Source organism: Sediminibacterium ginsengisoli, from assembly GCF_900167075.1.
GTDB classification, from domain to species: domain Bacteria; phylum Bacteroidota; class Bacteroidia; order Chitinophagales; family Chitinophagaceae; genus Sediminibacterium; species Sediminibacterium ginsengisoli.
Window position 1 is genome coordinate 49430 of record NZ_FUWH01000013.1, and the last position, 24474, is coordinate 73903.

26 protein-coding genes are annotated in these 24474 nt (G+C 46.7%); 7 read left to right on the forward strand and 19 right to left on the reverse strand.

What is annotated here, in order from left to right; translation table 11 throughout:
• Genes B5D42_RS16540 through B5D42_RS16550 form a run of 3 tightly spaced genes read right to left on the reverse strand, consistent with a single transcriptional unit; the run spans position 1 to position 3086 of the window.
• Positions 1-1851: a monovalent cation:proton antiporter-2 (CPA2) family protein gene (locus tag B5D42_RS16540; RefSeq protein ID WP_078832653.1), complete on the reverse strand. Its 1851-nt coding sequence runs from the start codon at positions 1849-1851 to the stop codon at positions 1-3.
• A gap of 9 nt (positions 1852-1860) precedes the next feature.
• Positions 1861-2454: an NAD(P)H-dependent oxidoreductase gene (locus B5D42_RS16545; RefSeq protein WP_078832654.1), complete on the reverse strand. Its 594-nt coding sequence runs from the start codon at positions 2452-2454 to the stop codon at positions 1861-1863.
• A gap of 47 nt (positions 2455-2501) precedes the next feature.
• On the reverse strand, positions 2502-3086 hold the full coding sequence (locus tag B5D42_RS16550) for a hypothetical protein (protein ID WP_078832655.1): 585 nt from the start codon (positions 3084-3086) through the stop codon (positions 2502-2504).
• A gap of 183 nt (positions 3087-3269) precedes the next feature.
• Between B5D42_RS16550 and B5D42_RS16555 the strand changes: the two genes are divergently transcribed.
• Complete coding sequence (locus tag B5D42_RS16555; RefSeq protein WP_078832656.1) at positions 3270-3953, forward strand: YciE/YciF ferroxidase family protein; 684 nt, start codon at positions 3270-3272, stop codon at positions 3951-3953.
• Positions 3954-4004: 51 nt separating this feature from the next.
• Here B5D42_RS16555 and B5D42_RS16560 read toward each other — a convergent pair whose 3' ends face one another.
• The 3 genes from B5D42_RS16560 to B5D42_RS16570 all read right to left on the reverse strand — a co-directional run bounded on the left by B5D42_RS16560 (position 4005) and on the right by B5D42_RS16570 (position 6667).
• Entirely contained in the window at positions 4005-4499 is a 495-nt protein-coding gene (locus B5D42_RS16560; RefSeq protein ID WP_078832657.1) for a CinA family protein, read from the reverse strand.
• Positions 4500-4586: 87 nt separating this feature from the next.
• Positions 4587-5741, reverse strand: a complete 1155-nt coding sequence (locus tag B5D42_RS16565) for a glycosyltransferase family 2 protein (protein WP_078832658.1) — start codon at positions 5739-5741, stop codon at positions 4587-4589.
• Positions 5738-6667 carry a glycosyltransferase family 2 protein gene (locus B5D42_RS16570; RefSeq protein ID WP_078832659.1) on the reverse strand — a complete coding sequence of 310 codons (930 nt, stop codon included), beginning with the start codon at positions 6665-6667 and terminating at the stop codon, positions 5738-5740. The genes B5D42_RS16565 and B5D42_RS16570 overlap by 4 nt, the downstream gene beginning before the upstream one ends.
• Before the next feature lie 46 nt (positions 6668-6713).
• Between B5D42_RS16570 and B5D42_RS16575 the strand changes: the two genes are divergently transcribed.
• Positions 6714-7202, forward strand: coding sequence for a hypothetical protein (locus tag B5D42_RS16575; protein ID WP_078832660.1), 489 nt, complete (start codon positions 6714-6716; stop codon positions 7200-7202).
• On the opposite strand, the gene B5D42_RS16580 is transcribed toward B5D42_RS16575, so the two are convergent.
• Positions 7199-8536 (reverse strand): oligosaccharide flippase family protein, encoded by a 1338-nt coding sequence (locus B5D42_RS16580; RefSeq protein WP_078832661.1) that lies wholly within the window; start codon positions 8534-8536, stop codon positions 7199-7201. The two genes, B5D42_RS16575 and B5D42_RS16580, sit on opposite strands and share 4 nt — an antisense overlap.
• Positions 8537-8564: 28 nt before the next feature.
• Between B5D42_RS16580 and B5D42_RS16585 the strand changes: the two genes are divergently transcribed.
• The gene (locus B5D42_RS16585; protein ID WP_078832663.1) at positions 8565-9356 is read left to right on the forward strand and encodes a glycosyltransferase; all 792 of its coding nucleotides are present in this window, start codon (positions 8565-8567) and stop codon (positions 9354-9356) included.
• On the forward strand, positions 9353-10129 hold the full coding sequence (locus B5D42_RS16590) for a glycosyltransferase family 2 protein (protein WP_078832664.1): 777 nt from the start codon (positions 9353-9355) through the stop codon (positions 10127-10129). The genes B5D42_RS16585 and B5D42_RS16590 overlap by 4 nt, the downstream gene beginning before the upstream one ends.
• Here B5D42_RS16590 and B5D42_RS16595 read toward each other — a convergent pair.
• From B5D42_RS16595 to B5D42_RS16620, 7 genes are read right to left on the reverse strand one after another with little or no spacing between them, the layout of a single operon-like run.
• A complete protein-coding gene (locus tag B5D42_RS16595) occupies positions 10126-11337 on the reverse strand; it encodes a glycosyltransferase (protein ID WP_078832665.1) in 1212 nt (403 codons plus the stop codon). The genes B5D42_RS16590 and B5D42_RS16595 overlap by 4 nt on opposite strands.
• Positions 11334-12827 (reverse strand): O-antigen ligase family protein, encoded by a 1494-nt coding sequence (locus B5D42_RS16600; RefSeq protein WP_078832711.1) that lies wholly within the window; start codon positions 12825-12827, stop codon positions 11334-11336. The genes B5D42_RS16595 and B5D42_RS16600 overlap by 4 nt, the downstream gene beginning before the upstream one ends.
• Positions 12828-12841: 14 nt before the next feature.
• On the reverse strand, positions 12842-12994 hold the full coding sequence (locus B5D42_RS17950) for a hypothetical protein (RefSeq protein WP_176113049.1): 153 nt from the start codon (positions 12992-12994) through the stop codon (positions 12842-12844).
• A gap of 9 nt (positions 12995-13003) precedes the next feature.
• Positions 13004-13735, reverse strand: a complete 732-nt coding sequence (locus B5D42_RS16605; RefSeq protein ID WP_078832666.1) for an FkbM family methyltransferase — start codon at positions 13733-13735, stop codon at positions 13004-13006.
• A gap of 10 nt (positions 13736-13745) precedes the next feature.
• Entirely contained in the window at positions 13746-14936 is a 1191-nt protein-coding gene (locus B5D42_RS16610) for a glycosyltransferase (protein WP_078832667.1), read from the reverse strand.
• 11 nt (positions 14937-14947) lie between these two features.
• Positions 14948-17125, reverse strand: coding sequence for a GumC family protein (locus tag B5D42_RS16615; protein WP_078832668.1), 2178 nt, complete (start codon positions 17123-17125; stop codon positions 14948-14950).
• A complete protein-coding gene (locus B5D42_RS16620) occupies positions 17125-17817 on the reverse strand; it encodes a TolC family protein (protein ID WP_078832669.1) in 693 nt (230 codons plus the stop codon). The genes B5D42_RS16615 and B5D42_RS16620 overlap by 1 nt, the downstream gene beginning before the upstream one ends.
• Before the next feature lie 143 nt (positions 17818-17960).
• Between B5D42_RS16620 and B5D42_RS16625 the strand changes: the two genes are divergently transcribed.
• Positions 17961-18581, forward strand: coding sequence for an acyltransferase (locus tag B5D42_RS16625; RefSeq protein WP_078832670.1), 621 nt, complete (start codon positions 17961-17963; stop codon positions 18579-18581).
• Between the two features lie 6 nt (positions 18582-18587).
• Here the strand turns inward: B5D42_RS16625 and B5D42_RS16630 are convergent, their stop codons facing one another.
• From B5D42_RS16630 to B5D42_RS16640, 3 genes are read right to left on the reverse strand one after another with little or no spacing between them, the layout of a single operon-like run.
• A complete protein-coding gene (locus tag B5D42_RS16630) occupies positions 18588-19784 on the reverse strand; it encodes a sugar transferase (protein WP_217698851.1) in 1197 nt (398 codons plus the stop codon).
• A 5-nt stretch (positions 19785-19789) separates the two neighbouring features.
• The gene (locus tag B5D42_RS16635; protein ID WP_078832671.1) at positions 19790-20194 is read right to left on the reverse strand and encodes a response regulator transcription factor; all 405 of its coding nucleotides are present in this window, start codon (positions 20192-20194) and stop codon (positions 19790-19792) included.
• 30 nt (positions 20195-20224) lie between these two features.
• Entirely contained in the window at positions 20225-21034 is an 810-nt protein-coding gene (locus tag B5D42_RS16640) for a glycosyltransferase family 2 protein (RefSeq protein WP_078832672.1), read from the reverse strand.
• A 106-nt stretch (positions 21035-21140) separates the two neighbouring features.
• Between B5D42_RS16640 and B5D42_RS16645 the strand changes: the two genes are divergently transcribed.
• Positions 21141-21659, forward strand: a complete 519-nt coding sequence (locus tag B5D42_RS16645) for a hypothetical protein (RefSeq protein ID WP_078832673.1) — start codon at positions 21141-21143, stop codon at positions 21657-21659.
• A 99-nt stretch (positions 21660-21758) separates the two neighbouring features.
• On the forward strand, positions 21759-22733 hold the full coding sequence (locus B5D42_RS16650; RefSeq protein WP_078832674.1) for a Gfo/Idh/MocA family protein: 975 nt from the start codon (positions 21759-21761) through the stop codon (positions 22731-22733).
• A gap of 39 nt (positions 22734-22772) precedes the next feature.
• On the opposite strand, the gene B5D42_RS16655 is transcribed toward B5D42_RS16650, so the two are convergent.
• The gene (locus tag B5D42_RS16655) at positions 22773-23444 is read right to left on the reverse strand and encodes a 2-C-methyl-D-erythritol 4-phosphate cytidylyltransferase (RefSeq protein WP_078832675.1); all 672 of its coding nucleotides are present in this window, start codon (positions 23442-23444) and stop codon (positions 22773-22775) included.
• Positions 23445-23524: 80 nt separating this feature from the next.
• Positions 23525-24472, reverse strand: a complete 948-nt coding sequence (locus B5D42_RS16660) for an isoaspartyl peptidase/L-asparaginase family protein (protein ID WP_078832676.1) — start codon at positions 24470-24472, stop codon at positions 23525-23527.
• Positions 24473-24474: the final 2 nt, after the last annotated feature.

The window sequence follows — 24474 nt, forward strand, 5'->3', positions numbered from 1 at the left end:
TCAGCGCCCCTCCCAGCCTCCGGATTTCTGATGCACCATTGCATGATCTGCCTGCAGTATCGCTTCGAGTTCTTCAGTATTTTTACGCACCGCATTTACATATTCTTCGTCATTTCGTATGGATGATAAATGCCTCAGCGTTTTTTCATCCTGTACAAAAAAGGTTTTGGCAGACCTCGTCGTTTCATGTGCCCTGTAACCAAGCATACGCATTGCATCGATCCCGACCCTGATGCTGGTATCGAGTGTTTCGCGGTAAATGTGCAGCATACCCGCATTCATGAGGTCGTAGGCGTCCTGCCGGTTGCTTGCCCGCACCAGCATACGCAGGTTGGGAAAATGCTTTTTAATGGTCTCGATCATTTCCTTTCTTTTCTCCTCATCATTGATGGCTATAATGATCAGCTTTGCTTTCCTTGCACCTGCGATCTCGAGCAGGTCCCGGCGGCTGGCATCGCCGTAATACACCTTAAAACCCATACGACGTAAAGTATCTACATTATCGCTGTCAACATCCAATACTGTTGTGCCAACCTGGTGGGCTCGGAGAAAACGGCCTACGGTATTCCCGAAATTGCCATAGCCAGCAATAATCACCGGGTTTTCTTCCGATTGAACATCGGGTTCTCTTTCATCCTGCGGGAGTTCACTTTCAGAACAGATCCGCGGCAGGATCAGTTTTTCATTCAGCAGCATTGCCAGCGGTGTCAATGCCATACTGATCGCTACCACTGCAACCATTGTATCTGTAAGCTCTTTGGATAAAATTCCTTCCTGCGACGAAAAACTCAGCAACACAAACGCAAACTCTCCTATCTGTAACAATCCAAAGCTGAATATGGCGTTCTGGCCTTTGGTCATACGGAATACTTTACCGGTAAAGAACAGTACCAGCATTTTCACCAGCATTACACCCAGTACCAGGCCGAAGATCAGCAACGGCCTTGTATAGATCAGGTTAAAATCGATGGAAGCGCCTACTGCAATAAAGAACAACCCGAGCAATAATCCTTTGAACGGATCGATATCGCTTTCCAGTTCATGCCGGTACTCACTGTTGGCAAGCATTACGCCTGCAAGGAAAGCGCCCAGGGCAGGGCTCAATCCAACGGAAGTCATCAGCACAGCCGTTCCTACCACCAGCAACAAAGCAGCCGCGGTAAACATTTCCCGTAATGCCATCCGGGCAATAAAACGGAAGAAAGGGCGCACCAGGTAACGGCCGATCACCACTACCGCCAGTACAGACCCGAATACGAAAAGTGTTTGTGCCCAGGCCGGGAAATGTGCAGTAAAACTGCTGCCATGTGCAGCCGTATTCGCTTCTTTTTCATTAAGCGATAAAAGCGGGAACAATGCCAGCATCGGGATCACAGCTATATCCTGGAACAGCAGAACTGCAAAAGAACTTTCCCCTGCTGCGGATTTCATCAGTCCTTTTTCATTCAGAGATTGCAAGACAATTGCCGTTGACGACATGGAAACGATCATCCCCAATGCAACAGCTTGTTTCCAGTGAATATCCAGCAGCAATGCTATTGCAGTGACAACAACTCCCGTGATCCCAACCTGCAGTCCGCCCATTCCGGCAATGGTCTTCCGCATACGCCATAAACGCGAGGGCTCCAGTTCCAGCCCTATCACGAACAATAACATCACAACACCGAACTCGGCAAAATGCATCAGGTCCTGCCCTTCGCTACCGATAAAACGGAAACAGGCCGGACCAATCAGTACACCTGCAATGAGATAACCAAGAACGGTACCCAGACCTGTTTTCTTGGCAAGCGGCACCAGGATCACGGCTGCCGCCAGGTAGATCATGGCCTGGAAAATAAATGAATCCTGCATCGGGTTAAATTATGGAGTGGATAATAGCTGGTTCAGGTATTCAACGGTATGACATTGTTTACCTGTAAAACGATCAGCAACAAAACCGGCTATCAGTTTTGCATATACATCAGCTTCTGCATCAATTTCCTGCTGCGTTTTACGATGCGCACCAAACACCACGAAGGGCGACAGGTATTCCATCCTGCAGAGGTGTGCCGTACGCTGAAATGGTAACAGAAATTGTTTTAAAGGAAAACCATGCATGCCGTTCTCATCATATGCGTCTGCTGTATTGCCGCACGAAATGGCGCTGATGAGCTTCTTACCCTGCAATGCATAACCGGAAGGGCCATAAGCCCAGTTATATTCCAGCACTAGGTCCTGCCATTGTTTAATAATAGCAGGGCCGCTGTACCAGTAAAAAGGATGCTGCAATATGATCACATCGTGCTGCAGCAGTAATTCCTTTTCCCTTCTTATATCGATGTACAGGTCGGGGTATTGTTCGTAAAGGTCGTTGAAAGTAACGCCCTCCAGGTTACGGCAGGCTTTAACAAGGGCTTTCTGAACCCTCGACCTGCTGAAAGCAGGATGTGCAAATTGTATCAGTACACTGGCCATATTCAGTTACCGAAGATATTACATTGGCCAGAAAGTACAATACAGCCTCAGGCCCGTACGGGAGCACAGGGCTGATCGGTCTGGAGAAGCCCCGCAGCCAGTTTATTCCATTGCCAGGCAGCCGCCTTCTCAAATGGCAGGGCATCACCCGAAGGCGGCATATTGATGCGGACGGTTACGGCATTGCCTGTTCTGCGGATCTGAAGTATACCATTGCCAGGAGCGGGAGGAATAAAAGCCACTGTATTTTTTTCTATATCCGGCCCGGCGGAAGTATGTAACCGGATATAATAGCCTTCATCTGCTGCTGCCGACTGGAGAACTCCGGCAGCTTCAATCAGAAACCAGTAATAACCACTGCCTTTGAACCCATGTTCACCTGCTATGTCCATGCGCAGGTAATCGCCTTTCCTGGGCAGCCGCATAACGCGTTCCCCCCTGTTGTTACACAACGTAAAAATGGATTCGGCCTCCTTCATGTAGCGCGACCATTCATGAACTGTATTAAAACGGTTAAATACAATACGGTATAATTCGCGGGCTGCTCCTGCTTCCGGGCAAGTTCTCGTAATCACAGCATTTGTCTGGCTATCCCCGGTATCGGGTGGCGGCAGAATGGTAAGCGATCTCATGCCGGCTCAATGTAAAATTATATGCCAGCCGCCCCTGACAATCTCCTCAGAGCTTACGATTTATTGTATACATATCCCCGCAATCCATGTAGAATTAATTACGCAACCTGTTGCTGACAATATGCGTGCACCTCTTCTGCAATGATGGCATGGCTTTGATAACAGAGTACAAAAAACACAACTATGGCAAAAACAGCAACTAAGTCTGCTGCCAGGAAAACAACACCTGCAAAAAAAACAGCAGCAAAGAAAACACCGGCAAAAAAAAGCGCTCCGAAACAAAGTAGCGATCCGCTGCTGATGGAGTTCTTCATTGACGAACTGAAAGATATTTACTGGGCAGAAAAGAAACTCGTGACTACACTGCCCAAACTCAGGAAAGCTGCCACATCGCAGGAACTGCAGCAGGCCTTCGCAGACCACCTCGAAACCACTAAAACGCATGTGAGCCGTCTGGAAGAAGTGTTCTCCATACTGGGTAAAAAAGCCCAGGCTAAAAAATGTGAAGCCATGGAAGGCCTTGCAAAAGAAGGGGAAAGTATTATCGAAGACACCGATGCCGGCACTGCAACCCGCGATGTTGGCCTGATCATGGCTGCGCAGAAAGCAGAACATTATGAAATTGCAACATATGGCGGACTGCGCCAGCTGGCTACCACCCTCGGGCTCGAAGATGTTGCCGAATTGCTCTCCAGTACCCTCGAAGAGGAAAAAGAAACCGACGAACTCCTCACTTCCATTGCAGAGAACAATGTAAATTATGAAGCTGCTGAAGAAGGTGACGAAGAAGAAGGCGAAGAGGACGAAGAGGATTATGATGAAGAAGAGGAAGATATGGAAGATGAGGAAGAGGAAGAAGAGGCCTGATCAATTATAATGCAGAGCGATACAGGTTATATAAAGACAGCCTGTATCGCTTTATTTTTTCCGTTTCATCAGCCGTGATAATTCTTGCAGCACATGATTTACATAATAAGCCTGCGCCTGCTGCATATTGCCTTCAGGTAAGCGTAATCGCCTGCTGCTTAAGATCTTCCCTTTATATGCAACAGCAGCATAAGCAAACAATTTATTTCCGGATTCCGGCACGGCCGATGCATAGCCGGTAATTCCTATTCCCCATTCGCTGCTGAACAGCTCACAGCAATGCAAAGCCATACTTTCAGCGGTATCGCCGGATACACAATTACAATTTTCGGCCTGGATCGGATTTATCTTCAGATGCCTGCATTTTTGACCGAGATTATAAGCGGTGATCCCGCCCTGGAAAAACTGTATGGCATTTTCAGCAGATGCGAAAGACACCTGTAAAAGGCCGGCTGTTACGCTTTCTGCAACCGAAATGGTTTCCTGCTTCTTCACTAATAATTGTGCAACCTTCTGTAATTCAGCATTGTCAACCGGGAAATTCATGCGCGTTCTTTTCCTCCGGTTTTAAAACTTTCAGGCCCGCTTTTCAGCTGCTAATTGAAAGCAGAATGTGGAAGAGATTGTACAAGGCTACTTACGTTCAGCCTTTTCCCAGACGCCGGTTTGCTCCGTAGTGAAATAACGGAGGATACCCGCCAGCACAGCGTAATTCATCATGCAGAAATAATAAGGGATAAACAGGATCTTAACACGTACCGATTTTTTCTCGAGGAACCAGCCCAGCAATGCAAAAGCATAGAAAAACCCTTGTGCTGCCATCAGCATGTCATAGATCATTCCTTCCTGCCTTAATACCAGCGCCATATTCAGGAAAAATACCAGGATCATCAGCAGCGGTGTAATGGTCCAGCGCAGTACCCGGTGACTGATATACTGGAACGACAGCAACGGATACTTAAATGGATTCATGAGGCTTTTCAGCCAGATAACAGACTGGATCCCGCCTGCGGCAATCCTTACTTTTCTTTTCAGTTCTTCCTCTACGTTTGCAGAAGAAGTTTCGGTTGCAAAAGCCTCGGGTTCGTATACGATCCTGTAACCTTTTTCCACGATCCGTAACGAGATCATAAAATCATCGAGCAATGCATTCAGCGGAACAGGCTGATAAAGCGCCGTTCTGATGCTGAAGAGTTCACCTGCTGCACCCACAACGGAATACAATTCAGAATCCCATTGCTTCAGCTTCGATTCATATTTCCAGTAAAAACCTTCCCCTGCCGTTGCATCTGCGCTTTCTTCAATGTGCACGCGTTTTTCACCGGATACCGCACCTACGCTTTGATCCTGGTAATGACGGGCTATCTTGATCAGCGCTTCCTTATTAAGAAATGTATTGGCATCTGTAAATACAACTATTTCCGTTGTTACCTGCTTCATTACACGATGCACGGCTGCGATCTTCCCCGCACGCTCATCCCTGTGCATCAGCTGTATCTGCGGGTATTCTGCAATGATGGCAGCTGTATTGTCCGAAGAACCGTCGGTTACAAAAATGTACCTGATGCTTTCAGCCGGGTAGATGAGCGCCAGGGTATTTTCAATCTTCTCGCGGATGATCTTTTCTTCATTGTACGCCGCCACGATCAGCGTCAGCGTTGGTGTATAGTCCGCCGCCGGAACTCTCCGTTTTCGGCCCGTCAGTTTCAGGATCAGGTACAGCAGGATCCCATAACCTGCATAGGTGTAAAAAATAATGAACAGACTTATCCAGAATAAAAAGATCATGGCTTGTTTTTGAAACCTGTGTAATTACTGTTTACGGAGTGTGTGATATTCCACCACAGCGCCCGGAACAGCTGGTTTATAAAATCAAATTGCTCCTCACGGATATAGTTCAGGATATTTCTTGGCATCACCACAAACGTAAAATAAAAATAAAATACCGGTCGCTGGTACCATGCCGCATTACGGCGGATGTACAGGATGCGGTTCCGGTTCATGAAATATTCCTTAAGTGCACTTTTCTGCCCTACCGACACCGACTCCTTATGAAAAATAACCGCCTGCAGATTTACCCAGACCGAATAGCCTGCTCTTTTGATACTGTCGCACCAGTCGAGTTCTTCGTAATACAGGAAATAGTTCTCTTTCATCGGACCGGCCTTTTCGAGCGCCTCGCGCTTCACCATCATAGCTGCGCCATGTGCAAAACCTGTTGGGCCTGTACGTCCGTCATACTGGCCAAGATCAGGCTCGTACTGTCCGATACAGCGGTTACGTGCAGTGAAATAATTCATCTCTGTATAGCCGGCGTATTGCAAAATTTCCGGCTCATGGTAATACCTGATCTTGGGCGATACCATTCCTGCCTGCGGATTCTCTTCCAGCGTAGCTACCAGCTTGTCTATCAGTCCCTCCGTAAATTCCGTATCGTTGTTCACCAGGAAAAGATAATCACCGGTTGAAGCCCGGATACCGATATTATTTCCCCCGGCAAAACCCGTATTGACCTCGCTGCGGATAAACCTGACCCCGGGGTATCTTTTTTCCCATTCAGGGAGGGCATTGATTTTGCTGCCATTATCCACAACGATGATCTCAATTTCAGGCCACGTATTTGTACGTGAAATGGATTCCAGTAATTCCTCTGTAATGTGACTATGATTAAAATTTACTGTGATAATGGATACCTTTTTTTTAAATTCGCTCATAATGACTGCATTACCCTGTAGGCGTTCATCATAAAAATATCCAAACTTGGGCATAAAGGATAAAATATCGAATCAAAACTTTCCCGATTTACCCAGTGAAAGGGATACCCATATCGATATAAAGCTGGAAGAGGTCATTACCCTGATCAATAACCACGACTCTATCAATGTTTCAAGGATACAGGAACTGCACCGTCGTTTCTCTGAAGCGATGGCTGCACACCCCTGCTACAGTATGGATCACCAGGGATTCAGGATCAATAACCCCGAGGTTATACTTCCCACCGGCAAAAAAAACAGCCGTTCAGCCGCTTACAAACGATTCAACATTTTCCGCATTATTGTAGCGATCCTGATCATTACACTCGGCTTTTCCATGATCATCCTGCCCGCACCGGCCAGCTTTGAATTGTATACCTTGTTCTATTTCAACCGTGAAGACGGGTTTACGCTGATGGACCTCATTTCGCTGATCATTGTATTTGCGGGTATTTATGCACTGGTAACAGCCATCACCAGGAGGAATGCTGACTAATCCCGGGAAACCGGCCGCCTTAAGAATTGCCGCACCAGCAGTCTGAGTTCTGCATAACCTACCTGGTAAATATTCCACATCGAGAACGGCAGGTATCTCCGCAATGCGAAATAACCGATCAGTACCCCAATGATGATCGGGATCACGGTTGTAATGGCTACCCCGTAAATATTCCCAAGTAAATGGATCCCGATAAAATCTCCGGCGATATTGGCAGCCAGCATAATCAGCACTTTGTAAAAATTGATCTTTGGCTGGTGGATTACATCGAGCGTCAGCGCCAGGAAACGGTCGGCCGGAAATAACAGTGCAAAAGTCATGAACAGCCTGAATACATTGGCGGCTTCCGTTCCCACATATTTACCGCCGCCGATGAGCCCTACTGCAACATCTGCCAGCAATACCGCCACCAGCGCCACCGGTACCAGCGCTACGGTGAGCATACCAGTATATTTTTTCATCACATAGATCACTTCATTGCGTTTATCCTGGTTGTAAGCCGCAGACAAAGCAGGCATCGCCGTTGCCGCAAAACTGCGCAGCGGGATCTCCACAATTTCCATCAGCCGCTGACCCAGATTATAAATAGCAAGGGCAGCCGGACCTAACAGAAAATTAATAATGAACGTATCCGAGCTTCTAAACAGGTTAGAACCCAAAGTGGTACCAACGCTGTACTTACCAAAATGGAACATTTCCTTAATACCTTTCTTTGTCCTGTACCTGAAATCGCGGATACCCGAATAACCTGCCGCAAATGTGAACAGGCTGGTCAGCAAAGCCGCTGCCAGGTTCGCGTAGATGATATTCTGCAGGTTGTTCTTTCCCGTAACGATCAGCAGCACGATCCCCAGTATAAACAATACCTGGCTTACAAACCGGATATATAACAACCGGTCGAACCTTTGCTGCGCCTGCACTACGCAGGATGCCATAAAAGAAGGTAAAGTACAGATATAGGTAACCGCAAACCATTTGAAAAAGAACAGCAAGCCCTGGTTTTCGATCTTATCCAGAAAAAAAAGCGCGGGAATATTCAGTACGATGAAAATACACGTTATGGCCAGTCCCAGGTACCACGACGAGCCCATGATCTCCGCCGCCCGGTTCTTTTCCGCACCTGCATAAAATTTAATGAAGGCCGTGGTAAGAAAACCCGAACGGAAAGTGTCGATCAGGAGTAACGTTGACTGAAAAAAGACCCATACACCCAGTTCTTCCACCGGCAGGGCGCGATACAGCACAGCTGCGATCACAAGGCCGAATACCGACATGATCGCATTGCCCGCCAGGGATAAAAAGTGCTTATTTTTCAGCTTGGATAAAAGTTCCATAAATTGAATAAATTTACGGCTAATACCAATGGAAAAACCACATTACCATTTTAAAAGTGTAAGCCTGCTGATCACTCACTATAACAGGAGCAACTCACTGGAACGGCTGCTCACCGCATTCCGCGATCTGAACTGCAGCTTTGGCGGCATCATCGTTTCCGACGATGGCAGCAAAAGCATGCATCTCGAAAAAATAACAGAACTGCAGCAACAGTTTTCTTTTACACTGGTAACAACTCCCGTAAACAAAGGACTCGGTAATAATATCAACAAAGGCCAGGACGCGGTTACAACACCTTATACATTATATGTGCAGGAAGACTTCATCCCTACCGGCATTTTCCCCATACATTTCACTGATGCGCTGGAAATGATGGAAGCTGACCCGCAGCTTGACATTGCGAGATTTTATGCTTATTTCAGGTATCCTTATATCCGTACATACAACAAAGGTTTTTCTGAAATGATCTTTCATGCCGCGCCCTGGTATAACAATCACCTGAAATTTTATTTATACAGTGATCATCCGCATTTGCGCCGCAGCAATTTCTTCAGCAAATTCGGGCGTTATGCAGAAGGACTTTCCGGCGATCGTACAGAATACCTGATGGCACTTGCGTTTATCCGTAAAAAAGCAAAGGGGATTTTCTTCGATGATTTCACGAAATTATTTCTGCAGGCCAATTCCGAGGCGGAGCCCAGTACCATGCAGAGAGCGGGCTGGCGCGAAAGTAAAAACCCGTTCATGCTGTTATTACGGGCCGGGTACCTCCAGTTCAAACTTTTAAAATGGAGCCTTGATCTAATAACCAAGAAATGACAACCGCATCTCAATTCCCCGATATCACCCTGCTTGTTACACACTATAACAGGAGCAGTTCGCTGGAACGGCTGCTGCGTTCTTTTGTGAATATAGGCTGTGAATTTGGCGGGATCGTTGTTTCTGACGACGGCAGCAAGACCGAACATATTGAAAAGCTGATGGCACTTCAGAAAGAACTGCATTTCAGACTCATCACCACACCCGTAAACAAAGGACTGGGTAATAACCTTAATAAAGGCCAGGATGCAGTGCGAACACCTTATACGCTGTATGTGCAGGAAGATTTCACTCCGGCAGATACTTTTCCGCAGCATTTAAAAGATGCGCTGGATATGATGGAACAGGACACCTCGCTGGACATGGCACGTTTTTATGCTTATTTCAGGTATCCTTACCTGACAGATGCAGGGAAAGGTTTCGGCCTGATGCATTTCAATATCGCCAAGCCGGGTTACCGTAAGTTTTATGCTTACAGCGATCATCCGCATTTACGCCGCAGCAACTTTTTTGAACGTTTCGGAAGATATCCCGAAGGAATGAAAGGTGATGTTACAGAATACAGGATGATGATGTCTTTCCTGCAGCATAAAGGAAAAGGTATTTTTTACAAGGATTTCCAGTCGCTCTTTACCCAGCTGAATTCGGCAGAAGAGCCCAGTACCATGAAGCGCAATTTTCTCCGCGAAAGCCGCAATCCCTTCATGCATATTGCCCGGGAGTTATACCGCCACCTGAAACTGAATACCGATTATCTTTTCAGGAAATATTAATTGCCTTCCACGATATCGATCTTTTCATAGATCGCATCCACATGCGCTTCCCAGGAATGCGTTCCGGCAAAACGTTTGCGTTCTTCATGCAGGGCCGGAGAATCTTCCTGTAAAGCTTTTTCTATCAGCGTTACATAATCTTCTTTTGTATCTGCGAGATAGGTGTGCGCGCTGAAGACAGCACTCATCAGCGCAGTTCTTGTTGCCACTACCGGCTTTCCCATGGCCAGGTATTCGTCTATCTTGCGCGGATAATTTCCGATGGTAACTTCATTAACGATCTGGGGGTTCAGGCATACATCGAATGCCTGTATATAACCAGGCAAGGTGCCCGGATCGCGGTGGCCGGTGAAATGAATATTCGGGATTGAATGCAGGTCGCTTTCAAGGAAAACATCGTCTTCCGGACCAACCAGTACCACACTCCAGTCGGGATGCACCTGTGCGATATGACGAAGCACATCCAGGTCTAACCGTAATTGCTGCAGGGCACCCACATAACCGATCAGCGGTCTTTTCAGATGACTGATGTCAGCCGGAACCGGTGCGCCGGGTTGTTCGGTGAACATGGTAAGATCGCAGCCCTGCCCCACATAATAGGAATGCGGATTGAAACGCCTGCAGTAATCAGTAAAGTGAAATGAATTGGCAACACAGAGATCGCTCTTCGCAATCAGCAACGGCTCGAGTTTCTGGCCATGCGTTTTCCAGTAATCAACACCCAGTATATAATCGCGGTAGTAATAAAGGCTTGTCTTTGGTTTCAGCAGGTCTTTCAGGTAAAAGCTCCGGATGATATCATTGTCATTGAACAGGATAAAATCTTTGAAACCCAGCATCTGCACGGCTTTCAGAATAGCACGCGCGAACCTTTTATTATTGATCTTATTGAGATAAGTAAATACGGCATCGCTCTTTATCCAGTTGATGGACTCCACCATTTCATCCGGATACAGGTTCCACATATTGTTACCGATCACCACCAGGCCATTTTCTTTCCCTTTGATCACATTCACGCGTTTCTGCACTTTCGGATCGTCTTTATGCCTGTAACGGGTAATGCGGTCGAGCGGGTAGTTCACATACAGTACTCGGTTCCTGCGGCTGAATTCAAGCGCCACATCCTTGCAGTTGCTGCCGATCTCTGTATCCCAGGGCTGCAGTCCTACTACAACAATATCCCGGTTCTGTATGGTGTTGCTGCTCATGCCGTTCGGTTGATTTTTTGCTTTTGCTGATCCAGCCTGTAAGTAACATGTATCAGGGCCACAACAAGGTAAAAATAAATATTGTTAGGAAACTGCACCAGCGCTTCCTGCGGGTAGTTGCCCACGTTCAGCACAAATACGATCAGCGTCATGGCCAGGCAATAGGTCTTCAGTTCCGGGTCTTTCATACGGAAGAAATAACGGATGCCCGTTACGAGTATCACGAAGAGGAGGATGCAATACAACAGCAATCCTATCCAGCCTAATTCTACCGCTACACGTACATAACCACTATCCGGCGGAAAACCTGCCAGGTATGAGTCAGGAGCGAACCGTTGTCCCCATACACCCGTAGCGCCCAATCCGCCACCCATCGGGTGCGACAGAATATACGGTCTGATCTTTTTCTGGTTGATCTCACGCACCGTAAAGGATGCATCTGCGGCCGGTTTGAAAGCTGTCTGAAAACGATAAATAGTTGGATTGGATGTTGGGATGAAAATCAGCACTGCCAGTATTGCGCCGATAATTCCGACACCAATAAAAATTTTCATGTTGAACCGCAGGATCGCATAAAATGCAATGGCCGATGGTACCAGTACAAATGCGCCACGGGTTCCTGAATATAACATGGCTACCAGGAATGCAATTCCGCCGATGATCAGCAGCAGCTTCAGCCACCATTGTTTTACAATTGCCGAAACACAGAATGCCAGCAAACTGGTGATGACCATGTTATAGGAAAAAACAACCGGATCTGAAAGAAATGAGAACTTACGCCATTCGCCTCCGATAAACAGCAGGTCTGCAATGGCAGGATCGGAAGTAAGCCAGGCTAGCTCTGAAGCTGAAAATCCGAAGAACTGCTGTTTGAATGCATACAAAGCCGCAGCCAGTGCCAGTACCAGCCAGATGCCGATCAGCAGCCTGATATATTGTACCGTTCTGATATGATAGGCAAAAATGAAATAGAGGAAAGTAACCAGCGCCACCGAACGGATCGTATACAGCCAGGCCATATAGGATTCAGCGGTCGGGTTGAGTACCTGGAGCACATTGTAAATGATCCATAACAGCATCATGATACTCATCGGCGATTGCATCATGCTCCAGTCGCGCCGTTGTTTCTGTTTGATGAAAAATCCAAGCACCAGTAAAAACTCGATGCCATCCAGCAATACACCCGCCGGGAAATCCAGTCCCAGCCTGATGATTGCAAAAATCAGGTAAGCCATTACCAGTGTTACGATCATCCCGAAACGGGGATACGCTACAATGGCATATACAGATGGTATTGCTGCCAGTGATACCAGCAATACCACCGATGCTGTAAAATCAAGATAGGCGATCACGAAAGGAACACAGACAGCAATAGAAAGGAACAGGATAAGGCCGAACGGATTCTGCAGTTTCTCCTGCAATATCTTCCGCTTCAGCCAGCTGCCTGGAGATGCCCGGAATGATTTAGGCGTTGTGGATGATATGGGCATTTGCACCGGATCCATCAAAAGAATAAAAGTTTAAAGAAGAATATGAATACGCTCACAAATGCAGCAATAATGGCTGCATATTCTTTCAGCTGCTCTACCACTTCCAGCCAGGCCTGCTTCCTTTTATCCGCAATTTCATGCCGCCTTTTATCAGGTAATACTTTCATATCATCAGTTTATGCAGGTACAAAAAAGAAATTGATACCCTGCTGTCCGTTGAACGTATGCAATGCACCATTCTCATATATTTTCACTTCGTAGCCAAGACTGCGCAGGTAATCCATACATGCAATACGCCGTTCATTATCCCAGAGCTCGCAATAGATCACCGGTTTGTGTTTAAGTAACAACTCACGTCCGCCCTTCAGTACATAATATTCAAAATTCTCCACGTCTATCTTGATCGCTGTAATTTTCTGAACCGCCTGAAGTTCTTTCATATCGTCGAGCCTTTGCAGCGGAACGGTGAAATATTGCCCGCCGGCTTCATCCGCTTTATCTTCCACCACATGGCTGAGCCCCTGCATGTTGGAATTACCCACCACCGGTACTACCATTCTAATTTCTCCGGACTCCTCCCCCAGTGCTGTTCTGAAAAGGGTTACCGAACCGATTTTATGATGTTTCAATACTTTTTCAATGGTTTTGATATTATCCGGCACCGGTTCAAAAGCATAGACTTTTGCCTTGTCTTTCTTTAAAGCGAGTGTAACGGTCATCACACCTATATTGGCACCGATATCCAGGATCACGCCATCATTCGGGACCATATCGAGAAAATACAGGAATTCTTTTTCATGGCCGCCGCCCCATTGGATCCGCTTGATGCTGAACAATGCAAAAACATAGAGATAGTTGTTATATCCCAGTAGTTTCTGGCACATGGAACGGATGAAATTTTTCAGCATAGCTCTTTTTTTAGCTGCCGGCTTTTTCGTTACCGGCAGTATGATGATAATGTTGTGTTGCTACTGAATGTTTATTCGCTTTCCGTACTTTCAATAGTGAGAGTACCTGGTAAAAAACGAATAAAGGAATATTCTTTAACGAACGATAGATCCTCTGATCCGTTGCGCTGCTTACCAATGCAATGGCAAATCCTGCCACAAAAAGCAGAAAGCCTGCCGCCCACCAGATGGCAGCTGCCGGCGCAATAAAAATATTGACAGCGAGGAATAGCAGCGACAATAACAGGAAAATGAATAACGGTGGCCTGAGCAGGATCAACCCGAAGAAAAACCGGTTCCTGTTGAAACCTGCCAGGCCTTTTGCAGCCAGCACAAATCCGAACCACGAATACTTAAACCAGGTGTTGATCCAGCGGGCCCTTTGTTTCACAAGCTGTTCAGGCCGTGATGTTTTTTCATCGTATACAACAGCATTCCCCGCAAAAGCGATCCTGTGGCCGCGCATCACGATCTCTTTCTGCAATACCTTATCAAAGCCCGCACCTGTTACATCCTGGTGTGCCAGGCATTCCTTGTATAATTTAACGGTAAATGCCATGCCCGATCCGGCAAGTGTTGCAGAAGAGCCGATTCCGAAAAGGACTTTTCCGTCGTAAAAATGATAATAGATATCCCTTGCAGCATCGAGGCTGGCGTAAGTGGTATCCAAATTCTTTGCTTTTCTTTCGCCCTGTACTGCAAGAAAACCTGCATCGAAAAATACATTCAGTTCCTGCAGGTACATCGGGGTTACGATATTGTCGCTGTCGATGATCGTTAGCCTGTCGTGCTGTCTTATAAAACGATTGATCGCATAAAAATGTGAGCGGGTATTACTGGCAAGCACTTTTTCCGGTCGAAGTACAATCACCCTTTCATCATCAAAATGCAGGCTGGTGATATCACATTTATCCGCAACAATGTAAATGATGTAATTGCTGTATTGCATAGCCAGCAGTGAAGCCACTACTGCCGGTAATGATGCGGTCTGTTCGTATGCAGTAACGATAATGGCATAATCGGCTTCAGCCGGTTTCACTGTTACAGAAATCTTTTTCCGGCCTGCAAGCAGGTAGAACAGGTACAGCACTACGGGCAGCACAAGGTTATACCCAATTGCCACCTGTATTATCACCCATACCGTTTCTATCAGCGCATTCATGCTATTGTGCTTTACAGGGCAACTTCTTTATTACGCCTGCCCTTACCGGTCACTACCTTATTCAGGATCCAGCCGATGAATTTGTTATGATGCTGCTTCAGGTAATCAACATGCAGCTGTTTGGCCGGTGAAATACTCTGGTCTGTTTCAAACACGGCCAGGAACTTATCTGTAACGGCAATCCATTCGTGCGATTTGCCCATTTCTTTCAATGAAGGTATGTCTACGAGTATTACATCAAAATGCGTGCGCAATGCCGCCATTTTCTGTTTCACCACTTCTTCCGATGCGATCTCGAACAACGACGGATCTCCGCCCTTGTTACCCAGAACGGTAATATGTTTATCGGTTCCCAACTGCGCCGCACTTACCAGGCCGTTTAAATAATCTTCGAGATAGTACTGCGTCTGCACGGTATCACTGATGGAATGGCCGTCGAAATCGCCGTCTATCAGCAATACTTTTTTGCCCGCCCGCGAATAGGCATACATGATATTGAACGCTGCAAAAGTTTTACCCTCGCCCGGTTTCATGCTGGTGATGGCAAGACTTGCAGCATCTTTCATTTCTTCCCCTACCTCAAAACGGATCGTTCTGATCAGGTTCTTGTATTCATCTGTTCTGGTGGCATTGTATTCACCATTCCACATCTTGCGGAGATCTATTACCGTGTTGCCGAGGAACGGCAGGTAACCCAGTACCGGCAGGTCTGTTTTATCGGCCAGTTCCTGCACCGTTTTCAGGTTATCATCGAAATAGAAGATCACGAACAGGATGAGTACACAGAACGCGAAACTGATCACTGCACTTAAGATTACCAGCAGCATTTTTTTGGATGGCTCCGGTCCGCCCGGCATACCTGTTTCTATCTGCCTGATCTGTACGGCCAGGTTAGAAGAAAGACTGCTCTGGTTGAATTTGTCCAGTGCATCCAGGTATTCTTTTCCTGCCACATCGATCTCGCTCTCGAATGCCTGTATCATCGCTTCATGCGGCACAAGAACTGTTACCCTGTCGTTCAGTCTTTTGATCTCATCGCGCAGCGAATTGATACTGAATTTTGCAAGGTTCAGCGCTACTTCGGCATTCAGTTTCTGCACCAGCAGGTTCCCTTTTGAAGTAAGCGGGCTAAGCGTATACCTGTCAGACGATTCGCTGATCTGTGCAGAGATCTGATTGCGTAATGAATCGATGCGGCCTTTATAAATCGGATCGTAGTTGCTGCGGATGTACAGATCGTTCAGCGATTTCAGCTGATTGGTTGAAGCCACGATATCCTGGTTGATACGTGATGTGGCACTTTCCAGGTACTGGCGTTCTTTAGGACTCAGCTTTGCATCGATGTCTTTCAGCGCACCTTTGTACGCATCGATATCCTTCATAGACACTTCCAGTTTCGTTTCCATATCTGCGATCTGGGTATAGAGCACTTTCGACTGCTCTTCCAGGTTCAGGATACGGTTTTCGATCTTGTAGTTTTTCAGCTGCGTCATTTTTTCATTCACCGCGGCCTGCTTGCGCTTCTGCAGGCTGTCCAGGAAGCTGACTGACTTTACGGTATTCGTTCTTGTCACAGTTGTATAATAACTGATAAACTCACTGCAGAGATTATTTACAACATACGCGGAAAGCAAAGGATTCTCCGACTGGAATTCCACATCGATGAAATCGCTTTTGTTGACACGGTAAATGAACATTTTGTTTTTGAGCGATTGCTCATCATAGCCCATGGAACTGAGTACCTGGTAAAGACCGTTCTGATCCGGATCCCATAATACCAGCGGTTCGCTTTTTTCGTACAGCCTTGAATACACTTCAATCGCATGCCTGCGTGCCGCAACATTCAGTTGACCCAGCAGCTTGCTCGGTTTTCTGAAAGCGGAATCAGGATGCAGCAGGTCGTGCAGCATCAGCTTGTAGGAAAGCTGGTTGTATATTTTTTTCAGCTGCATCGCCTGAAGGATATTGGCAAACTCCTGGTCGATCTTCGATTCCTGCAGAAAAGCAAGACTGCCAAGCGAAGCTTTGTCGGACTGTTCTACCAGACCTGTAGCAATGCGCGCTTTTGATATATACACGTTCGGAGATTCCCGCACCAGGAAATAGGTGATGATCACCGTAATTAATGGTACAGCAATAAGGGTAAACTTTTGCCTGCTGAGTATCCTTAAAAATTTGTTGACTTCCATTAATTGATTGCTTCTAGTTTTTTACAGATAAGTTCTTCCAGCGCGCTCCTGGCTATCAGCACTGCGCCTTCTGCTTCTATGGTAGATTGTCTCCTGTCTGCGTACACGAGCAATGCCCTGCTGTAATTCTCAAAAGTATCTTCGGACCTTTCAAATTTGATGCGGAGGTTTTTAACCGAGTTCTCTGCGTCAACAGTTGCAGCAGTCATCATCTTCAGTTTGGTCTGTTCGGTAATATACCTGAAATAACGTGTTTTCACTTCCAGGTCAAGGTTAAGGAGGTATTGTTCCTGTTCCAGTTTCGCAATCGCTTTTTCTTCCTGAGCCTGTTTTACATTTTTAGACTTGGTAAACAGCGATGCCACGTTAAAGTAAAGGCCCACCTGGTAGCCATTCAAAAAACTGGGATTTACCAGCGTTGTTGAATTGTTGGGACTGTAAAGAAATGTAAAATTGAACAGGTCGAACCAGGATAGCTTTGCTTTCCTGATATTGATGTCTGCAATATTAAGGCGGTGTGTGTAAGATTGAACTTTAGGATAGTATTTCCTGGCAGTATCGATCAGCTTGTTCAGGAAGGGATAGGAAATTTCGTTCATTACAGATTCCTGCTGCACCTGTGCTTTAAGTATGGAAAAGTTCAGTACCAGGATAAACGAGAACGCAATCCTTATTGTCCGGCGTTTAGTCATAGCATAGTTGAATGGTGATACAACCTTACGGAAGTAATTAACTCTAAGATAGTAAAACTATCGTTGCGCACGTAAAAACAGGTCCTTAATTCTTCCTTATTCATGCGCGAAAAATCCTATCTTGAACATTGAATAGCAGTATCATGTCTCTCGCATCCACCATCAAGGGAAATCCCCGGCTCAAACGTTTTGTACACCGGTTATTAGTACCCGCCGGTGAAGCCAGGCCAAGGCTTTGGGTAAAATGGTTCGTGAATCCTTTTATGCATAAGCGGGGCCGGGGTTCCAGGATCCGCTGGCGTACCAGGCTGGATGTATTGCCCTTCAACCGTTTTGAACTGGGCCAGGGTTCTACCATCGAAGATTTCTGTGTGATCAATAACGGCGTTGGTGATGTAATTATCGGCGATGGCACGCTGATTGGCATGGGTAATGTGATCATCGGACCGGTGCAGATCGGCAACAACGTAATTTTCGCGCAGCATGTAGCTGTAAGTGGTCTCAATCACGAATACCGCGATCCTTCGCTTCCTATTTCAAAGCAACCTGTTAATAAAGCGCTCATCACAGTGGAAGATGATTGCTGGATCGCTGCCAACGCGGTGATCACGGCCGGTGTTACCATTGGCAAACATGCTGTCATCGCCGCCGGTGCCGTAGTTACCAAAGATGTGCCCCCCTATGCCGTTGCTGCGGGAAACCCGGCAAAGATCATCAGGATATACGATCCTTCGGATGGTGAATGGAAACGTCCTGAAAGTTAATCCGGGTTATACATTCTCTTTCTGGAACAATGCCGGAATGGTACGCAGGATCAGTTTGATATCATTGATAAAGCTGTGATTACGTGCATACATATTATCCAGCATCAGGCGCTCTTCTTCGCTCATTTCACCCTTCCCTCTTTTTTCCACCTGCCAGAGACCCGTAATTCCCGCAGGAGCCATAAAACGCAATGCGTATTTATCCGTAGTGAGTTTTTCTGCTTCGTATAAAGGGAGCGGACGGTTACCGACAATACTCATATCGCCGATGATCACGTTCCACAACTGCGGTAATTCATCGATGCTCGTATTGCGGATAAATTTGCCGGCGCGCGTAATCCGCGGATCATCTTTCAGTTTGAAGAAAGCAGCCCCCGATTTGGTCTTTTTCCGCCCCATATAATCTTTCTCGCACCAGCGCAGTTTATCGGCATACATCGGGAACTGGCAGGATGTGCCGGCCTGGCGGCATTCGTCGCACAGCACAAACTCCTGCGTTTCTTTTTTGCCATCCTGCTGTGTATTGTACTGGTTCAGGTGCTGCAGATCTTTCAGTCGTTTATCCGCGTTCACATACATCGACCTGAACTTATAGAATTTAAAAATCTTGTACCCCGTGCCTACCCGCGGCGAATAATAAAAAGCAGGTCCTTTGGATTCGAGCCTGATCCAGAGATAAATGACCAGCAATAAAGGCGAAAGGCAAAGCAATGCAAGCCCGGCAAAAAAGATATCGAAAATACGTTTGATCAGCGGGATACGGTAAGGATGCGTGATATCGTCCTTATGTTTCCGCTGCAGCACTTTCCAGTTGGCAATAAGAAAATTGATCCTGGTCTCTACCTGTTTGATATCGAAAGGGATCAGGAACACATCTGCTATACCTGCGTCCAGCGCCAGTTTGCGGATGTCCTTATTCAGCGTATGACATACCATCGTAAATGAGAACCCCCGCAGGCCCCTGTTCAGCAGTTCTTCCGCAAGCGTTACGCCGTTCGCGGAAAGCACTTCACCCTGTGCGATCACCATTACGATATCGAGGCCCTGTTTTGTCCAGGTACTGATCAGTTCATCACCGCTTTTTAAATGGATCACTTTACGGCCGCCGAAATCGGCGGCTGAAAATATTTCGATCATCCCGGGGTCCATATCCACTAGCGCAATAATAGGCTCAACTCCAGATATGAGTTTGCTGTTCTTCATAAGCACTATAAATTGCTGATACGGTTTCGTTTCAGGATCACTTTCAGCCTTGCTTCCAGTTCCCGCGGGTTGAATGGTTTTACTACATAATCGTCGGCACCCGCCTCAAAACATTTGATGCGGATCTCAGACTGATCTTCAGACGACAATATCACTACCGGTATATGTTCGAAGAAAGCGCCGGATTTTAGCTGGATCATAAAATCGAGCCCGTTCAGCTTGGGCGTATTCAGGTCTGAAATGATCAGCCCGGGAATATTTCCCTCCTGTATAAATGTCAGCGCATCTATTCCGTCTGAACAAACCCACACGTTGTAATTCTTACCAAGAAAACCCTTTAATACAGATTGCATGAAAACATCGTCTTCAACAACGAGTATGTTAATACGGTCTGCCTTTTCGTTATGCATACAATAAATTTAACGGAGCCGGTCTGCTCCTTAATTTTTTATTCTTAAAAAACGTTTGATCCTTTTACGTACAGCAGGCCCCAGTCCACCATCTATCTGCAATCGCCTGTCTGTTGTCCATACCGGTGCTTTTGTTACCAGGTGCAGTTTCCCATAACCTTTATCGCGCAGTTTAACTGCCAGCCAGCCATCTTCATTGGTTCCCGGCGGATGATTAAATCCGTCTACCGACAGTCCCTGCTCACGTCTGAAGGCCGAATTGAATCCGTATACATTCACTGCCTCTTCCCGGAAACGGCGGTTAAAGAACCGCGTCCAGTCAGAGAAGTATTCATAAAAGAAATAGCTTAGCCTGCCGGTTTTCCCGATGGGGATGAATGAAAAAATGCCATAACTCAATGCTGCATTTTTGTTTTCATCCAGCGGTCTGATCATTTCGTCTATCCAGTTCTGAGGATAGATGGTATCTGCATCCGCATTCAGAACATATGTGCCGTTTGCATGTGCCAGGCCGCCATTCCGCGCATTGGTGATCCCCTGTTTGGGTTCGGGTACACAGGTAACGCCGCAGGCTTTTACCAGCTCGGCGGTCCGGTCTGCCGAATTGTTGTCTACCACAATGATCTCCACTGCATAACGTGTCTGGTTATTGCAGAGAGAGGTCAGTGTTTTCACGATACTGTCTTCCTCATTATAAGCAGGTATAACGATCGATACATCCGGTATTCCGCGGTACAGATTCTGCCTGTAAGCCGCCTGTACGGCCGCGCACGACTCAGGCGCACGAGCATCTGTGTTCCAGTATCTTAATATATTGGCAGGAATAGATATCGGACGCATACAATACTTAGGGTCTGTATAAATATAAGCCAAAATAGCCAATTTTGGTTAAGTAAGGACACGCTGACGGGCATGATTTTTTCTGCAGAGGTAAAAACTGTCTTGTATGAAACACCCTTATCCTGTTGTTTCAGTTGATGAGATCGATTTCGGTGCACTGGGCGCTGTAAGCAATTATGATGTAATGATCAAGGAAGATTCTCATCCTATTTACCTGAAGGCCGACCGTTCGCCGGGCGGCAGCGCGGAAGGAGGTTATGAACTGATGATTTTGGAAGCCAGCCTGAATGAAGACGAAACTTTCCGGTTCACTATTCATCCGCAGGATTTCCTGTACGAGATCGGCAAATTTTTCGGAGCGGAAGATATAGAAACAGGCTATGCCGATTTTGACCGGCTGCTCATCGTTAAAACCAATGATACAGAAAGGTTCAGGAAGGTGTTTTCAAATGCACAGACACGACAGGCTTTTCAGACTTTATCAGGTTTTTCACTCTCTATCAGAAAAGAAGACCAGGGCCTGATGCTGACCCTGCGCCTGCAGCGGATCCTGTCTGCCCCAACGGAATTTATCGCAGTGTATAATGCATTTACCAGCGTGCTTTACGGCATCGACGGAGACTGATGCCGGTACAGACCGGCAGATTATCCACATTCGGTAATGGCTGACTGTTTTGGCATGCCCGGGCAGTATCTTTACAATTGAATCATCAATTGTTTTGTTATGCTAAAAGTGGGCGTTTTCGGTGTGGGGCACCTGGGCAAATTCCACCTGAACAACTGGAAAGAAATAGAAGGCGTGAAGATCGTGGGTTTTTTCGATCCGAATAATGAAAACGCGAAGATCGCCACGGAAGAATACGGTTTAAAACGTTTCATGGATGAGGACAAGCTGATCGACTCCTGCGATATCATCGATGTCATTGCTCCCACCGACCATCATTTCAATATCTGCATGGCCGCGATCCGTAAGGGACGCCATGTTTTTGTTGAAAAGCCGCTGGCACACACCATCCAGGAAGGCCGCGACCTGGTAGATATGGTACGCGAAGCCAATGTAAAAATGCAGGTAGGTCATGTTGAACGTTTTAATCCTGCATACCTCGCCATCAAAGACCTGAACCTGAACCCCATGTTCATAGAAGTGCACAGGCTGGCGCAGTTCAATCCACGCGGAACAGAAGTAAGTGTGATCCTCGACCTGATGATCCACGATATAGACATCATTCTCAATCTCGTTAAAAGCGACGTCAAACATATTTCGGCAAGCGGCGTGGCGGTGATGACGGAAACGCCGGATATCGCCAACGTGCGCATCGAATTCAACAATGGTTGTGTGGCAAACCTGACCAGCAGCCGCATCAGTATGAAGAAGATGCGCAAAATGAGGCTTTTCCAGAAAGATGCTTATATCGGCATCGATTTCCTGGAAAAAAAGACCGAGATCATCAAACTGAAACAACCGGAAGACACGAATGTATTTTCCTTCGATATCGAAACACAGAACGGAAAGAAAACACTGGCCATCGCCAACCCTGTTATCGAACCTGTGAATGCGATCAAAATGGAGCTGGAATCTTTTGTTGATGCGATCCGGAATAATAAACCTACTGCAGTAAGCGAGATAGATGGTTTCCTGGCTATGGAAGTGGCACATAAGATCCTGGCCAAGATCAGCAATACAAGTATTCTCGTATAACTTTTGGAAAGTTCCGGAACTTTCCAAAAGTTTAAAAATTTAAGCCTGATCTTCAAGTATCTTTTCAGCCAGTAACAGGTCTACAGGTCTTGTGATCTTGATATTGGCATAGTCTCCTTCCACAAGATGAATGATATGCCCTGCGGCTTCCGCAACAGTTGCTTCATCTGTGAAGGCATCACTGTATTCCGTTTCAAATGCAGGCAATAAAATATCACTTAAAAAAGTCTGCGGGGTTTGTACGATCCTGACATGTTTCCTGTCTGCAACGCTGTTATGGCCATCCTGCTCAATGCGGATGCTGTCTGTAGCGGCAACTGCCGGTATTGCATTCCCACGGGCCATAGCCGTTTCACAGCAGCGCCGGATGAGTTCAGTACCTACAAGGCATCTCACCCCATCGTGCACCAGCACTACGGATGGTTCTTTTACCAGTTGCAGACCGTTTTTTACAGAATGAAAACGTGTGGCGCCGCCGGCTGTTATTTCGCAGCGATGTTCGGCTCCCAGCATTGCAATGATCTCCGCTCCGCGTTGCAGTTCCTGTTGCGGTAATACCAGTATCACGGAAAGATCTTCATACGCATTGAGAAAACGGTTCAGCGTGTGCCATAATACAGGCTTACCCTGCAGCAGCAGGAATTGCTTGGCCACATTACTGCCCATCCGCTGTCCTGACCCACCTGCCACGATAACTGCATATTTTCTCATTAGCCTGGTTTAAATAAAAAGGAGCTACAAAAGTAGCCCCTTTTCTTTCTCTCATGTTGTTACTGTATTCAAAAAAACATTTATCTGTAAATATACACATTATTTACTCCTTTATTATTCCTTACTCCCCGGTACATTCCTGCACTGTTCAGCACCATGGCTGCATTGCCTGCTGCATCCACGCCGATCATTCCGCCTTCCCCGCTCAGGCTTACCAGTTTTTCATTCACTACTTTTTCCATGGCTTCCTGGAGGCTGAGTCCTTTGTATTCCATGAGGCAGCTCACATCATAGGCAGCTACACAACGGATGAACATTTCACCATGACCGGTACAGCTGATGGCGCAGGTCTTGTTATTGGCATATGTACCACTTCCGATCACGGGACTGTCGCCGATGCGGCCGTATTTTTTATTGGTCATTCCACCGGTAGAAGTAGCGGCTGCAAGATTTCCTTTACTGTCGCGCGCTACAGCCCCTACTGTACCGAACTTTTTATCCTTCAGCAGTTCTTCGAGATGATGGTGGGTATGATCGAGGGAATAATTATCGGAGTCTCGGATCGCTTTCCACTGGTCGTAACGGAATTGCGAAAAGAAATATTCATCCGGCTCCAGTTTAACGCCCTGTTTGATCGCAAAATCATTGGCTCCCTTACCACTCAGGAAAACGTGGTTACTATTACGCATCACTTCTGTGGCGAGTTCTATCGGGTTGCGTACGTTGCGTACACCGGCCACAGCTCCCGCTGCAAGATCACTCCCATCCATGATCGCAGCATCCATCTCCTGCACACCTTTTTTGGTAAACACTGAACCGCGGCCTGCATTGAAAAGAACATTGTCTTCCAGCAGTACAAGTGCGGCCTTAACTGCATTCACAGCCGTGCCGCCCTGGTCAAGTACAGCATAGCTGACATCAAGTGCTTCCTGGAGACCTCGCTGGTAAGCGTTTTCCAGTTGCTCGGTCATGTCTTCCTTCAATATCGTTCCTGCTCCGCCGTGAATAACAATAGTGTAATCTGCCATGT